The organism is Paenibacillus sp. FSL R5-0928 (assembly GCF_037970385.1).
In the GTDB taxonomy this organism is placed as follows: domain Bacteria; phylum Bacillota; class Bacilli; order Paenibacillales; family Paenibacillaceae; genus Paenibacillus_AQ; species Paenibacillus_AQ odorifer.
Genome location: NZ_CP150225.1, coordinates 6403054 through 6416703, shown reverse-complemented (window position 1 = coordinate 6416703; position 13650 = coordinate 6403054). Strand labels below are relative to the sequence as shown.

The window sequence follows — 13650 nt, the reverse complement described above, 5'->3', positions numbered from 1 at the left end:
GATGTTAGATATTATTAAAAAAGCAAGTCTAGGAGCCGTGGGAAGTACAAATCCCGTGGCTTTTTCTTATGGAACGGTAACGGTGGCAGCTCCTTTGCAGATTCAGGTGGATCAGCGGTTTGTTTTATCGGGGAATGCGTTAGTGCTGCCTGAATCGGTAATGGAAAGCAAGATCGACATCGAGGGCAAAAAAGTAATACTTCGGCGAGGATTAGCGAGTGGGGACCGCGTATTAATGGTTCGAATGCAGGGCGGACAAAGCTACATTGTTCTGGATCGGCTGGTGAGTCCGATATGATCCCGGCGATTGGAAAAGCTGGACCGATAACGGCCCTGCTTGAGGGGGAGGTCAACCTTGAGCGTGGGGAAAGTCCTAGTCTTACGTACCGAATGGATTGGGAGAGAAAAAGGATTACAGGCCAAACGGATGGACTGGAAGCAGTTCAACAGGCAGCGGCAAAAATTTTGCGAACCGATCGGTTTGAACATCTGATTTACAGTTCGGATTACGGAACAGAGTGGCGGTTGGTGCTTGGCAAGGATCGGCTGCTGGTTAGAGCTGAAATCAGACGTATCGTTAGTGAGGCACTACTTCAGGATGAACGAATCCTTAGCTTAGAGAATATTGTTGTTTCGTTTACCGGAGATAATCTAACTTTTGACTGCAAGGTCGTCACACGTTACGGAAATTTTCAGCTGAGAAAGGAGTGGAATGAGGATGTATGAGGATCAGACGTATGAGGCTCTTTTGGAGCGGATGCTGGACCGGATTCCATCAGGATTGGATAAACGCGAGGGCAGCATCATTTATGACGCGTTGGCTCCAGCAGCCGCTGAGTTGGCACAGATGTATATTGAGCTGGATGTGAATAATAATCTGTATTTTGCAGATACGGCTACCGGAGAGTACTTGGAGCGAAGCATCTCCTGGTCAGGCATTGTAAGGCGTGAAGCCAGCAAGGCACAGCTGAAAGGGATTTTTTATAAGGCGGATGGAGGATTGTTGGATGTTCCACTCGGCAGCCGCTTCTCACTCGAAATGCTGAATTATACGGCTGTGGAGAAGTTATCTCCTGGAGTGTATCGCTTGGAAAGTGAAACCGCTGGAGAAGAAGGAAATCGATATTTTGGCTCTTTACTGCCAGTGGATTATATTTCAGACCTAGCGCGCGGAGAAATAGCTTCTCTTCTGATCCCTGGGGAGGACATTGAAACGGATGATGCGCTACGCCAGCGTTATTTGGATTCAGCCAGACGCCCAGCTACTAGCGGAAATAAATATCACTATATGGAGTGGGGACTGCAAGTTCCGGGTGTAGGAGGCGCACGTGTTTTTCCATTATGGAAAGGTCCTAAAACTGTGAAGGTGATTATTGTGGACGCCGAAAAAAAACCTGCATCCGAGCTGTTGGCGGCTCAGGTGCAGCAATACATTGATCCGGTCTCAGGAGCGGGTGAGGGACAAGCACCGGTAGGGGCTGTGGTGACCGTGGCGCCGGCTGCGGGCAAAAACATCAGTATAAGCGCCAAGGTAACCCTTGCTTCTGGCTATGCACTGCAAGCTGTAAACCAAGGCTTTCAGGTGATGCTTGAGCAATATCGCAAGGAGAAGGCTTTTTCAGCAACCTATATCAGTCAGTCTGTCATCGGGGCATTATTGCTTGCTACTGAAGGAGTCGCGGATTACACAGAGCTGAAGTTGAACAGTGGAGCGGGCAATGTGATGTTGAACGAAGAAGAAGTACCGTTGTTCGGTAACGTTCTACTGGAGGTGTAGCATGGGTTATCCAGAGCAAATTGATATTTTTCAAGAAAAACTTAATAAAAAAGCAAACGGTAGCAGCTATGTTATCGAAGAGAGATTACCGCTTGTAAATGGCGTTTACAGTGGTCTTCTAGCGCATGACAATATTAATAATCAGACCATTGCGGTGTACACAGGGTCACAGTATTCCGGGATCGAGCTACGCAATTTCACTGTGTCTTTTCCGGATGAGGCGCCCTGGCGGCGGTTGATTAAGATTTTTGCCGATGTGCCTGAGGTATATGTGACTTACGAAACCCCCGGCGATACGGTTGAAGCAGAGGATATTAACGGTTTGCAGGTGAGTCTTACCGCTGTCCAAACTGAAATAGAGCGTTATAAGAACAAAGGCCAGATTGACGGAGGATCATTTAGAAGAGAGGTGTAAAATGGCACAGACCATACAAATAAAGCGGGGTACAAAGGCTGAGCTAACGAGTTATGGCGTGTTGAAGGCAGGTGAGCTTGGTTTTTGCAGTGATACTAAGGAAGTTTATATTGGTGACGGCACGTCCAATTCCATGGTCGGCAGGGCGCTGTCAGGGCCAGAAGCTTCGCGTCCGGTTGCAGGATCCGTTGGTCGTTTGTATTACGTGACTACGGGTTCGAATAGCGGATATTTATATTTTGATGATGGGGCAGCATGGCGGCGGGTGAATGCGCAGAAGCTTACCGATCTGACAGGTACAATTGATGATATCGCTGATGGAGCAACCTATGCGAAGGTGCTTAAAGCGGATATTAGTGCGGGACATATCAATAAAGTATCGGATGGGACAAATGTAAAGACTGCCGCTGAGATCAAGACTCACATTGATGATGTGGCCAAGCACCGGACGATCAATGATGCGGGGACTACGATTACAGACTTGTGGTCTGCGCAAAAGATTAAAAATGAAATTGAGCTGGCTAAGCATAACATCGAACCGCAAGCATCGGTAAAAGACCAGAACCTGCTGGCTCCACCTGCCAGTCCGGTTGAGGGGGATCGTTATATTATTCCAGCAGGGGCAACCGGGGCATGGGCGGGCAAAACGAATCAAATTGTTGAATACCAATCTGCCGCTTGGGTATTTTATGTTCCTGCCGTAGGTTGGACCGCTTACGTCGATGATGAGCAGAAGATTTACAGCTGGAACGGCAGCGCATGGGTACGTACCGGTGGTGCACTACAGACCATTACAGCCGGGAACGGGCTGATTGGTGGGGGTCAAGCCGATGCTGTGACGCTGAACATTGGTGCGGGCAATGGGATCACGGTCACTGCAGACGCGATTGCGGTTACCGCTGGAAAAGGAATCACCGTGGATGCAGCCGGTGTAGCTGTAAGTGTGGATGGAAGCAGTATCGTTTATGATGCTGCGAATGGCAATAAACTTACCGTGGCCAGTATTGATGGCGGAACATTCTAGGGGGCGGGACAATGGCTCTAAAAACATTGATTCAAATACGCCGCGGCTTGGAAAGCGCCATTGGAGCGCTGGCTATTGGTGAGCTTGGGTATTGTACAGACAGTGGCAAGCTGTACATTGGTTCTGCCGCTGGCAATGTCTTACTGGTAGCCGCGCAGAGTACCGGGGATATGCTGAAAAGCATTTACGATACGAATAACAATGGCAAGGTGGATTTTGCGCAACAAGCGGATAGTGTAGCTTGGGCGGGGGTAGCAGGTAAACCAGTGGTATTTCCTCCGGCGGCGCATACACATGATTATTTGCCCAAAGGCCCCCTAACCTGGAATCAACTGAAGGGGGTGTAGAGGATGAGTTACGGCAGCTCTTTATACAGCGAATTGTTATATTCCGCAGATAAAGATTCGAGCCATCCGGGTGAAGTCGAGGCGCCTGATCTAATGCAGTATTTACCGGATTATTATAAGGATGTCCGCGAAATGGAGAAGCTTCAGGAGACCATCGGGCTAGAAATTGGTGGACTGAAGGTAGGTACTATAGATGTACTGGATCAGGCGTTTATTGAAACGGCTACAGTGAGCCTTGGGCGCTGGGAATCCGAACTTGGACTCAGCAGCGATCCATCCAAGTCTTATGCCACTCGTCGAGAGATGATTAAGGCAAAGCTGCGTGGAAATGGAACGACCACACCGGAAATGATTCAGCGGACGGCGTCAGCTTTTTCAGGTGGAGTGGTTGAAGTAAAGGAAGTGCCTGAAGAGTACCGTTTTGAGATTCATTTTGTGAGTACACTGGGGATTCCTCCGAATATGGCAGGGTTGATTCAAATCATCGAAGAGATTAAACCTGCGCATTTAGCTTATGAATTTGTGTTCAGCTATACCTGGTGGGACTCTGTTAAGGCTTTGACTTGGGAGAGTGCTCACAGTAAAACATGGAACGAATTAAGAACTTATAGATAGGAGAGTGACATATGCAAACCACAGGAAATTTGGGCTTAAAGAAGCCAGAGGGAACAGATATCGTTGATATTGCCGATCTGAACGGGAATATGGACATTTTGGATAATGCAGTGAATGGTAAGGTCGATAAAGTAACAGGCAAACAGCTGTCCACGAACGATTACACCGCTGCCGAGAAAACGAAGCTGGCGGGGATTGCTACGGGAGCGAATAATTATGTGCATCCTAATCACACGGGGGATGTCACTAGTACTGGTGATGGAGTTACGGCTATTGCGGCTGGGGTGATTGTAAACGCCGATGTTAATGCTTCAGCCGGAATTGATGCTTCGAAGATTGGGACTGGCGTGGTCTCGAACGCAGAGTTTGGGTATTTGGATGGGGTGACTAGTGGGATTCAGGGGCAGTTGAATGGTAAGGCGCCGTTGGTTACTACGCCTCAGCAGACGACAGCGGATATTACGTACTATGTACGGACGGATGGGAATGACATAAACAACGGTTTAGCCAATACGGCAGCAGGGGCATTTAAAACAATCAATAGGGCTATCGGCATGATTCCTCAAGTTGTTAATCATACTGCATCTATAAATGTTACATCTGGAACCTATGCCGAAGATGTGAGGATTAGCGGCAAAGTAGGCGGTGGTCATGTTCAATTTATGGGTACTTCTGTAACTATCCGCTCCTTCGTGGCTGAACGGTGCAATCGTATTGTTATAGACGGTTTTTCTGCTAATACCACAACCTCAATGGGTTTTAATGCGTATGACGGTGGAAACATCGACATTAAAAATTGCTCCTGTGGAACTACCGCTAATTATCCGGGCATTAATATTGCAGGTCAAAACGCAGACATTAGAAATTCTTCGGTATCTGGACGAAACTTTGGAATAATAGTCGGAAGTGCTTCGATTGTTACATCACTCGAAAACACGGGGCAAGCGAATGGCGTAGGTCTTTACACTAGTCATGGCGGTTCAATCTATAAATATGGCTCACAGCCATCAGGAATAACTCCCGAAGGCTCATTAAATGGTATCATCACAAGTGGAGTTCTTAACCCATGGGGAGATAATACAACGAATTCCAGAAGTAATATTGCGTGCGGCGGTAGCGCTACACAAACAATCGTACCGAACACATTCACTAAACTTTTATTCCCATCGGTTTACTATGATCGTTTAGGTGAATGGAATGCGACCACCGGGGTTTTCACTGCAAAAGCTGCTGGTATATACGCTATTGATGTTATGGCTACATGCACATCCGTACCCTTGCCATTTGTGGTTCAGATTCAAATTTATAAAAACGGAGCGCGGGATCAGTGCATTGGAAGAACCGTTGCGTCAGCTAGTGGGCAAGACGTTTCCGTCCTTGGGGTTTCTAATACAGATCTTAGCGCTGGGCATACGCTTGAATTTTACATTTATCATTACGGAACATCTAACGTTGGGGTAACTGGTGACGGTCTTTTCAGTCATTTGAGAATAGTTAAAGTTGCATAGAAAAGGGGATGAGGAACAATGAATATAGCACAAGCAATTATGTATCTATACCCAAACGCCGACCCAATAAAAGATTTCATAGTGCAAGATAATGGAGCTGAACCCGTATTACACGAAGGCGTACACGGACGGACACGCTACGAAATCCGACCATTAGATGAAGACGAAACCGAGTATATAGAAGGTGTACACTATCGTTATGTAGTGGATTTTAATCGACTAGTCGAGGGTGAAGACTATGACATTGTAGAACGTGGCCCATACATCGCAGCTTGGAACCTAGACGCCCCGCAACCAACGGAAGAAGAACTGGAAGCGGCGTGGGAAGCATATCTAGAAGCAGAAGCTAACAAACCACCAGAATTAAGCGAAGTCGAGCAACTCCGTGCTGAGAATACTGCTTTGCAAGACAGGCTTCAAGATGTCGAAGTCATTATGGCTGAATTACTCAGCATATAAACCCAAAAGGAGGTGAGTTGTAATTATGACAATGGATTCAATAACAGCCGCCAAAATCCGCTTGATGGCCAATGCCTGCATCACTCGTTTTGATCGTGAGGAGGGTCCGATAGAGAATATCATTTCTTCCTATAACATGCAGCCGGATAATGAGATTTTGGTTAAGGATCAGATTATCCAGAAACGATCAGAATTTCATTTTGCTGAAAACGATTCGACTGAGCAAGCTTCATCAGCCAAATAATTAGCACGCATCCACACAGGAGCGTGTTTTTTTGTGCCCTCGGTGGTGCCGGGGGCTATTACGCATCAACATCATTACAGAAAGGAGCGGACGAATGGGCGAAGGGGATATTGCGCAATTGGAGAAGCTGCTGCCGCTGGCAGATAAGTATGGGCTGGCTTATATTGTTGCTTTCATTTTGATGATCGTGCTGATGGTGTTATTGCGTGCGATTGTCAAAGGGAACCTTGTACCGCGAGAAATGCTGGATCGGGCAGAGGAGGATCGGGATCGTCTGCAAGCGATTTTGGATAAGGAGCGCTCGGAGTTTATGCAGCCCACACTGGACGTCTTAAAGAAACTGAAGATTGACCATACGGAAGACAGGGGGAGTTAGGAATGCTGTCACAATGGATTCGGCGGCTGCTTCTCCCCCGGCATGTTGATAAAGAGATGGAGCTCCGTAGAGCCTCTACCAGCGTTACACTGACCATAAGTCATTATAAAAATGTCTCGCAGGAAATTCAGGAGGAGATTGATCGTAACCGGTTCGCCAAATATTTAGTTTATGATCGAGGGGATCATGATGCACATGATTGAATTTTTATTATTGGTGCTATATGGCACTAATACGGCTTGCGGATTATACATTATTCATCGCCACAGGCAATATTTTTACGAAAGATTCCAAAAAGGTGTGGTCAGCGTGTTTATGCTGGCTATGCTTTTTTTCTTATTGGCTTATACATTCAATATGCTTATCGTTCTACTATTCCGTTTGGCAGAATTACTAGGAGTGGACATGGCAACATGGCTGACTTGGCTTAATTGTAGCTGGGCTATTGCCCAATTCGGTACAACTGGTGGAATTATAATATTAGCGATACTGACACGTTCCGGGAAATACGACCAATTTATTTATCTGAAAAAGATAGACAGAAAAGAGGAACTTCATGCTGACAATAACTCAGGTGAAAAATAAATCAGCCCAACGTCTAACCAACCTACACCCCGTAGTCCGTTCCGCTGCTACTGCTCTAATCGAACGTTGCTACAAACTCAACATCCCCATTCTCATTACGCAGGGACTTCGCACAATTGACGAGCAGGATGCTCTATATGCCCAAGGCCGCACCAAGCCCGGAGCGATTGTCACCAATGCACGTGGCGGATATAGCTATCATAATTTTGGATTGGCCGTAGATTTTGCTCTTTTGCTGCCGAATGGATCTAGTGTGTCTTGGGATATGTGCCGGGACGGCAATAACAACCAGATCGCAGATTGGCAGGAGGTTGTGAAGGAGGCAAAAGGGCTGGGCTTCGAGTGGGGAGGCGACTGGACAAGCTTCAAGGATTACCCCCATTTTCAAATGGCGTTTGGGTTAACACTCACACAGTTACGAGCAGGGACAAAACCCTCAACATCTGCGGTGGAGTCAGCGTATAAGGTCATCAATCGGAAGGAGGAGGGAGAATTGAAGAGTGATGTTATTGCTGTCGTAAAGGTTAATGGGGTTAAGGTTGCAGATGGAGTGCTTGAAAAAGGCATCACCTACGTCCCTGTACGTGTTATTGCAGAAGCGCTGGGTGCTCAGGTAGGTTATGATTCTGCGACTCGAACGGTTGAGATTACAAGTACCCGCTAAGGAGGGAAAAGGATGGAAACTGGAACAATTTTAGATGATGTTATGGCGTTCGCCTCTATATTAGCAGTATTCGTACTGGCACTGGTTCAGTTGGTCAAAAATAGTATCAACATCCCGCGTAATGCAGTACCGATTATCGGACTATTGATAGGTTTGTTCATCGGCGTAGTAGCGTATCCTTTTACCGAACTTGATTTAGTGCTTCGCCTTTGGGCTGGGGGTCTTGCAGGCTTATCTGCAACCGGGTTGTTTGAACTAGCTTTTAAGGATCGCCCGGGCACGACGAAAGGGTAAGCGGATAATAGGTACGAATCATAAAAAGGGCTGTTCCAAAAAGTCTGAAAAAGACCTAAGGAAGAGCCCCACTGTTTTTCTCATGATATTACATAAATAAGATTCAGAACGAAAGCGTGCTGCCGGGTTGTAAAGAATATAGTCCTGTGAAACCTTCTTCTTTTAATATAGAAGCTACATGGTCGATATGTGGTTTGGGAGCATGGACGAGCACTGTCCGGTGGCTGGGAATCGTTTGGAGCATTTTGCGAATGTCCGGCAAGCCTTGATGGACTTTATAGCGGATAAGTGAGACTGTACAGCGCACGCTGCTAGATTCTTCGATCATAGCTTGCTTAACGAGACGATGTCCAAAGCTTCCTGCCGCTAAATGTCCCGTAAAAATCACATGGTTGTCAGGAGAAACAGAGAGTTGATGAAAGTATTCTTGCGCTTTTGCCGACTGCATCATCCCGTCATTGGTGAATACGATAGCTCCCTTAAGATTCAACATTGCCTTCGCGCGTTCGTCCGAATTAGATACAACACACAAGTTTTTTCTGTTAAAAAGCGCATTTGCGCGCGGAATAGCGTCCTCTTTCAGCCATTCCACCTTGTCGCTTAATGCTCGTAAAGGAGCGACGAGTGCTTCTTCAACGATCAATTGATGATCTGGAAAACATTCATTTGCCCATACGATCAATTCCTGGCTTCTGCCATGGATAGGCACAGGAAAGAGGACTGTACCCTCTTTTTGCAAGGTGTTGTGGATGGCTATCTCTAATTGCTGTAATTTTACAAGCTGCTCATCAGGATCTGCCCCATAAGCAGCATCGATAATGGACAGATCAGCCACATTTTTAGCTTCGGCTTCCATAATTGCTGGGGTGTCTGCCGTGAGCAGCTGTGACTCCTCCGTATAATCCCCTGAGAAAAATACAGTTTTGTCCTCCCATTCTAGGCCCAGCCAAACCGAACCTGCTAAATGCCCGCTACGTCCCCATTGAACTCGAAGGTTAGGCGCAAGCGTCAGCCAAGTTTGAGGGGAGACATACTCCTCTAAATACTTGAATTGAATAGCTTCTTTATCCGTTTCCTCATAGGGGAGCGGGGCGGATTGAGCTGCCACATATTTATCCCAGGCCTCGAAATAATCAGGAAGCTGTAATGAGGTGGATCTAGTAGTCCATACCTTACCTCTGTATCCGTGTTTATAAAGTAAGGGCAGCGCTATGGAATGATCCTCATGAGCATGAGACAGAAATACTGCCTGCAAATGTGGAATAATATCCGTATCAAGTAGGGGGTATTCACCGGGGCCTTCTTTTTTTACGCCACAATCGAGCAGGATGCCATTTCGTGAATCCTTGCCCTGCAAAAGATAGGAGGAACGGCCATGCTCTCCGGCCCCTCCCCAAATCGTTAGTCTGCTCATTGTTGTCTCCGCTTTCTATCTGGGCTTAAATATTCTAAGACTAATAGTAGTAGGGTAGTAATGCCTACAGAGATAACAGCCATGGCCATCCCCATGGCTACCGCACCTTGTTCAAACTGGGCAAAAATATAGGTTGCCGAGGTCTGCATTGAAGGTGGCAGAATGAGTAATGAGGCTACCAGTTCCCGGTTGGAAATGGTGAAGGTCATCATCCAGCCAGCTACCATCCCCGGAAGGATGAGGGGAAGCAGGATACGGCGGAACACATACAGCTTACTTCCTCCGAATACTTGTCCCGCTTGCATCAGAGAGGAATCGATCTGCCCATAGCTTGCTTTTACATACTGAACAGTATAAGGAAGGAAAAGTACGACATAAGTCAGTACAACCATCCAGTAGGTATTATAGAGCGGGATAGGCATCCAGCGGGCATTCCACAGCAGAATTAGCCCTACTACAATTACAATTCCCGGGACTGTATTTGGAAGCAAGCTGAATAAATCTGTAATTTTCTGCTTGAATGTAGCCCCTTTTCCTACCGTTAAGGCAAACCAAGTCCCGAGAATAACAGCGATACTGGAAGCAACGATAGCTAATGTAAAGCTATTTAATAAGGCCTCAAGTCCTTGCGAACCCGGGGATAACAGCTCTGCATAATGTTTTAAGGTTAGATTGCTCCAGGATACACCTTCTCCCCGAAGCTTCAATAATGAGGCTGTTATGATAGAGAAATAAGGAATGCCGATGGATGCCAGAAGCAATAGAAGAACATAACCCCAGCTAAGAAACCCTACGATTCCTGTACTCTTATAACGGTTAGTACGAGTTCCTTTTCCACCGATCAGACGGTAAGAGTAGCGGCTGCTAATTACAGTTTGGATGTACCACATGACAAGGCAAACTCCGAGCAGCAAGGAGGCTAGTGAAGTAGCCTTACCGAAATCAATCGGCCAACTGGAGATATATTTATGGATCTCAGAGGTCAGAACGTAAAAGCCGATCCTACGGCCAAAGGTCGCAGGGGTACCGAATTCAGCAATTGTTTTAACGAAGATGAGCAGTGCTCCAAGCCCATAGCTAGAGAGCAGTAAAGGAATAATCACTCTTTTAAATCTGTAAAAGAAGGGGGCGCCGTGAACAGAGGCTGCTTCCTCCAGATTGCCCCCGATCTGCAAAAGCGCATTGCGCAGCAGCAGATACAGGAAGGGGAACAGGTGAAGGCTCATGATCAGCACCATACCCCCATAACTAAAGAAATACGGTGTAAGCACGGAGGAGGAGGGCAGAAATTGCTCCATATACCCACCCGTCTGCATAAACAACATCCAGCCCATAGAACCAATGTAAGGCGGCGTCATAAATGGAATTAACAGCACGACATCCAGCCAGTTGTGACGCCCTAAGTCGGTTTTTGCCATAATCCAGGCTAGAGGCAGCGCAAACAAAGTAGTTAGCAGAATAACGCTTACCCCAAGCCCGATAGAATTCAGCAGCACCTCTACTAGGTCATTGCTCCCCATAATGGTTCGTAGTGGTGCGGCTATGTCGAGATGCCCCTCTGGATAAATACTGGTCCAGAAAATGAGCAGGAGTGGCAGCAGCACGAGCACGGTTAGTATAAATAAAGCCAGTCCACCGCTCACCCATTTAAATGAGCGCAAAGAGTTAGTATTCATTACGCTTATTTAAAAATTTGTGTGAAGGTCGAGGAAACTTCATCGCTGTGCTCATTCATCCATTCCCAATTCACATCAAATGTTTTGATTTCTTCAAGATTGGCACGATTTTCTGCCTTCACGTCAGTTCTGCCTGGCAGCAAATAGGCTTTGGCAACAAGGGCTTGCGCTTCATCGGAGAGAAGGTAGTCGATAAAAGCCTTAGCGTTATCTACATTCGGGCTTGTCTTAATGATCGCAGCCGGACGAGGGCTGATTACAGTTCCTTCAGCAGGATAGACGATATCCACAGGTTCTCCGTCAGCTTTTGCTTTATAAGCCATGTAATCTACCCCAGCAGCAACGACGGATTTAGCACCGGTAATCACCGGATCAAGTGCCTCTTGATTGGCGCCTGACATAGCTACTTCATTGCTTTTATATTGTTTAAAAAGATCCCAGCCACTGTCCCCCTTAGCACTTAAATACCCAGTCATGAAATCAAGAGCCGAGCCGGAAAGTGAAGGATCGGGGATATTGACTGCACCCTTCCATTCCGCTTTGCTGAGGTCATCCCAGGAGGTCGGCGGTGAGCTTACTTTTTTGGTATTGTAGACGATACCGAGTGCGGATGCACTGTAACTGAAATAGTTACCTTCATCTGTATCTGACCAATCGCTAACCAGCTTGTCTGCATTAATCGCTTCTTTATATGGAAGTAATAATCCGTCGTTTTTCATTCCTTGCATGGACGGAAGAGAGGCGAGGACAACAACATCAACGACCGGATTGGATTTTTCTGCTTCCATGCGGGCAAGTATTTTTCCTGTAGTGCCTTGGAACATTTCAACTTTAACGCCAGTTTTGGCTTCAAAGCCGTCTTTGATTTTATTGGCTAAACCTTCAGGGCCTGCACTGTAAACGACAAGATTGCCGCTTAGTGTCTTTTCTGTTGGTTGTGGGGCTTCAGTTTGCGTCGCCGCCGCAGTATCGGTTTGGTTGTCGCTTGCGTTAGCCGCAGGGGTGTTCGAGGAGCCGCAGCCCACTAGAGTAATGCCAAGTGCGGTTGTTAGAAGAAGTGAACTTAACCCTTTTGTCTTTTTCATTTGATTCAATGTAATTGCCTCCCTAATATTGTTGTGTGCATCTTGCTGCATGGAACAGCATCATATAGAGCCATTCCATGCAGTGGACGCTTAATTCAGATGATGGATTTGGTGCTCTGAAGCGTACAGCTGAATCTTTTCCCCTACAGGTAGGCGCCGATCATGATAAGCGGTCCAAGTCCCATTTTGCTCCATGTTCAGAATGATCTCATAGCGATCCCCCATATAACTCACATGCTGAATAGTCCCTGTAAAAGGAAGAAAGGAAGCATCCTCCTGAGACCAGCGTAAATGTTCTGGACGCAGCATCTGTTTATCCGGAACGATCCAGTTGGATTTTCCAATAAAGTGTGCCACAAAGGGATGACTCGGTTTACGATAAATGTCCTCAGGAGAACCACTCTGTAAAATAGTGCCACCTTGCATTACAACTACTTCATCTGACATAGACATCGCCTCGGTTTGATCATGCGTCACATACAGGGCTGTAATGCCCATGTTTTTCACCAAGGAGATTAACTCCTGCCTCATTTCATCTCGCAAGACCGCATCTAGCGCACTTAATGGCTCATCGAATAATACAAGCTGAGGGCGCATGACTACGGCTCGGGCAAAAGCAACCCGCTGCTGTTGTCCACCGGACAGCTGATGTGGAAAACGCAGCTCCAACCCCTCCAGCTTGACCGATCGAAGCGCCTCCTGTACCCGAACCCGTAAATTCTTTTTTTGTTTGGAAGCTCGAAGTCCGAAGGCTACATTCTCGAACACAGTCAGATGCGGCCAGAGGGCGAAATCTTGAAAAACCATACCAAAGTTACGGCGATGAATGGGGTGGCTAATTCTTTTGCTGCCTGAAAAAATAAACTCATCATCGATCAGAATTTCTCCTGCATCCGGTGTTTCCAGCCCAGCAATCAGACGGAGTAGTGTCGTCTTTCCACAACCTGAAGGACCGAGTAATGTCGTAAAGCTTCCAGCGGGAATCTTCAGATCTGCAGCTTTCAGGGCATGCACATCTCCGAATTTCTTTTCCAATCTGTGGATTGTAATTTCCTTCATTCTATCTACCTGCCTGTTCTTAAGCTTGTTCTTAGTGTAAAGGTAAAGAATTCCCGCTATATTTGCTGAATGTAACTGTGATATTAACTTTTTTGCCGATTTATTTTA

The 13650-nt window shown here is 46.7% G+C and carries 19 protein-coding genes; 15 read left to right on the top strand and 4 right to left on the bottom strand.

All coding sequences use genetic code 11. From position 1 onward, the window contains the following. Position 1 precedes the first annotated feature (1 nt). From MKZ16_RS28985 to MKZ16_RS28915, 15 genes are all read left to right on the top strand, one after another. Positions 2-298 (top strand): DUF2577 domain-containing protein, encoded by a 297-nt coding sequence (locus MKZ16_RS28985; protein WP_076105569.1) that lies wholly within the window; start codon positions 2-4, stop codon positions 296-298. Further along, positions 295-726 (top strand): DUF2634 domain-containing protein, encoded by a 432-nt coding sequence (locus MKZ16_RS28980; RefSeq protein ID WP_076099869.1) that lies wholly within the window; start codon positions 295-297, stop codon positions 724-726. Before MKZ16_RS28985 ends, MKZ16_RS28980 begins: the two co-directional genes overlap by 4 nt. After that, positions 719-1777, top strand: a complete 1059-nt coding sequence (locus MKZ16_RS28975; protein WP_076105554.1) for a baseplate J/gp47 family protein — start codon at positions 719-721, stop codon at positions 1775-1777. Before MKZ16_RS28980 ends, MKZ16_RS28975 begins: the two co-directional genes overlap by 8 nt. 1 nt (position 1778) lies before the next feature. After that, positions 1779-2192, top strand: a complete 414-nt coding sequence (locus MKZ16_RS28970) for a hypothetical protein (protein ID WP_036681259.1) — start codon at positions 1779-1781, stop codon at positions 2190-2192. 1 nt (position 2193) lies between these two features. Next, complete coding sequence (locus MKZ16_RS28965) at positions 2194-3216, top strand: DUF2793 domain-containing protein (RefSeq protein WP_076105555.1); 1023 nt, start codon at positions 2194-2196, stop codon at positions 3214-3216. Positions 3217-3227: 11 nt separating this feature from the next. Next, positions 3228-3563 (top strand): hypothetical protein, encoded by a 336-nt coding sequence (locus MKZ16_RS28960; protein ID WP_076099872.1) that lies wholly within the window; start codon positions 3228-3230, stop codon positions 3561-3563. 3 nt (positions 3564-3566) lie between these two features. Further along, a complete protein-coding gene (locus tag MKZ16_RS28955) occupies positions 3567-4178 on the top strand; it encodes a putative phage tail protein (RefSeq protein ID WP_076105556.1) in 612 nt (203 codons plus the stop codon). 11 nt (positions 4179-4189) lie between these two features. Continuing rightward, the gene (locus MKZ16_RS28950) at positions 4190-5686 is read left to right on the top strand and encodes a hypothetical protein (protein ID WP_036681265.1); all 1497 of its coding nucleotides are present in this window, start codon (positions 4190-4192) and stop codon (positions 5684-5686) included. Positions 5687-5704: 18 nt separating this feature from the next. Then, positions 5705-6145: an XkdW family protein gene (locus tag MKZ16_RS28945; RefSeq protein WP_036681266.1), complete on the top strand. Its 441-nt coding sequence runs from the start codon at positions 5705-5707 to the stop codon at positions 6143-6145. Positions 6146-6170: 25 nt separating this feature from the next. Further along, positions 6171-6389 carry a hypothetical protein gene (locus MKZ16_RS28940; protein ID WP_036681268.1) on the top strand — a complete coding sequence of 73 codons (219 nt, stop codon included), beginning with the start codon at positions 6171-6173 and terminating at the stop codon, positions 6387-6389. 94 nt (positions 6390-6483) lie between these two features. Continuing rightward, positions 6484-6765 carry a hypothetical protein gene (locus MKZ16_RS28935; RefSeq protein WP_036681272.1) on the top strand — a complete coding sequence of 94 codons (282 nt, stop codon included), beginning with the start codon at positions 6484-6486 and terminating at the stop codon, positions 6763-6765. A gap of 2 nt (positions 6766-6767) precedes the next feature. Continuing rightward, positions 6768-6968 (top strand): hypothetical protein, encoded by a 201-nt coding sequence (locus tag MKZ16_RS28930; protein WP_036681274.1) that lies wholly within the window; start codon positions 6768-6770, stop codon positions 6966-6968. Beyond that, entirely contained in the window at positions 6937-7350 is a 414-nt protein-coding gene (locus MKZ16_RS28925) for a hypothetical protein (RefSeq protein WP_339815061.1), read from the top strand. Before MKZ16_RS28930 ends, MKZ16_RS28925 begins: the two co-directional genes overlap by 32 nt. Beyond that, positions 7322-8014 (top strand): M15 family metallopeptidase, encoded by a 693-nt coding sequence (locus MKZ16_RS28920; RefSeq protein ID WP_076105557.1) that lies wholly within the window; start codon positions 7322-7324, stop codon positions 8012-8014. Before MKZ16_RS28925 ends, MKZ16_RS28920 begins: the two co-directional genes overlap by 29 nt. 12 nt (positions 8015-8026) lie before the next feature. After that, positions 8027-8308 carry a holin gene (locus tag MKZ16_RS28915; RefSeq protein ID WP_076099882.1) on the top strand — a complete coding sequence of 94 codons (282 nt, stop codon included), beginning with the start codon at positions 8027-8029 and terminating at the stop codon, positions 8306-8308. A gap of 103 nt (positions 8309-8411) precedes the next feature. On the opposite strand, the gene MKZ16_RS28910 is transcribed toward MKZ16_RS28915, so the two are convergent. From MKZ16_RS28910 to MKZ16_RS28895, 4 genes are all read right to left on the bottom strand, one after another. Beyond that, positions 8412-9722 (bottom strand): MBL fold metallo-hydrolase, encoded by a 1311-nt coding sequence (locus MKZ16_RS28910; protein ID WP_076105558.1) that lies wholly within the window; start codon positions 9720-9722, stop codon positions 8412-8414. Next, entirely contained in the window at positions 9719-11398 is a 1680-nt protein-coding gene (locus MKZ16_RS28905; protein ID WP_038573417.1) for an iron ABC transporter permease, read from the bottom strand. The genes MKZ16_RS28910 and MKZ16_RS28905 overlap by 4 nt, the downstream gene beginning before the upstream one ends. A gap of 5 nt (positions 11399-11403) precedes the next feature. Further along, positions 11404-12483 carry an ABC transporter substrate-binding protein gene (locus tag MKZ16_RS28900; RefSeq protein WP_076105570.1) on the bottom strand — a complete coding sequence of 360 codons (1080 nt, stop codon included), beginning with the start codon at positions 12481-12483 and terminating at the stop codon, positions 11404-11406. A gap of 90 nt (positions 12484-12573) precedes the next feature. Next, a complete protein-coding gene (locus MKZ16_RS28895; RefSeq protein WP_339815059.1) occupies positions 12574-13542 on the bottom strand; it encodes an ABC transporter ATP-binding protein in 969 nt (322 codons plus the stop codon). Between the last annotated feature and the right edge of the window lie 108 nt (positions 13543-13650).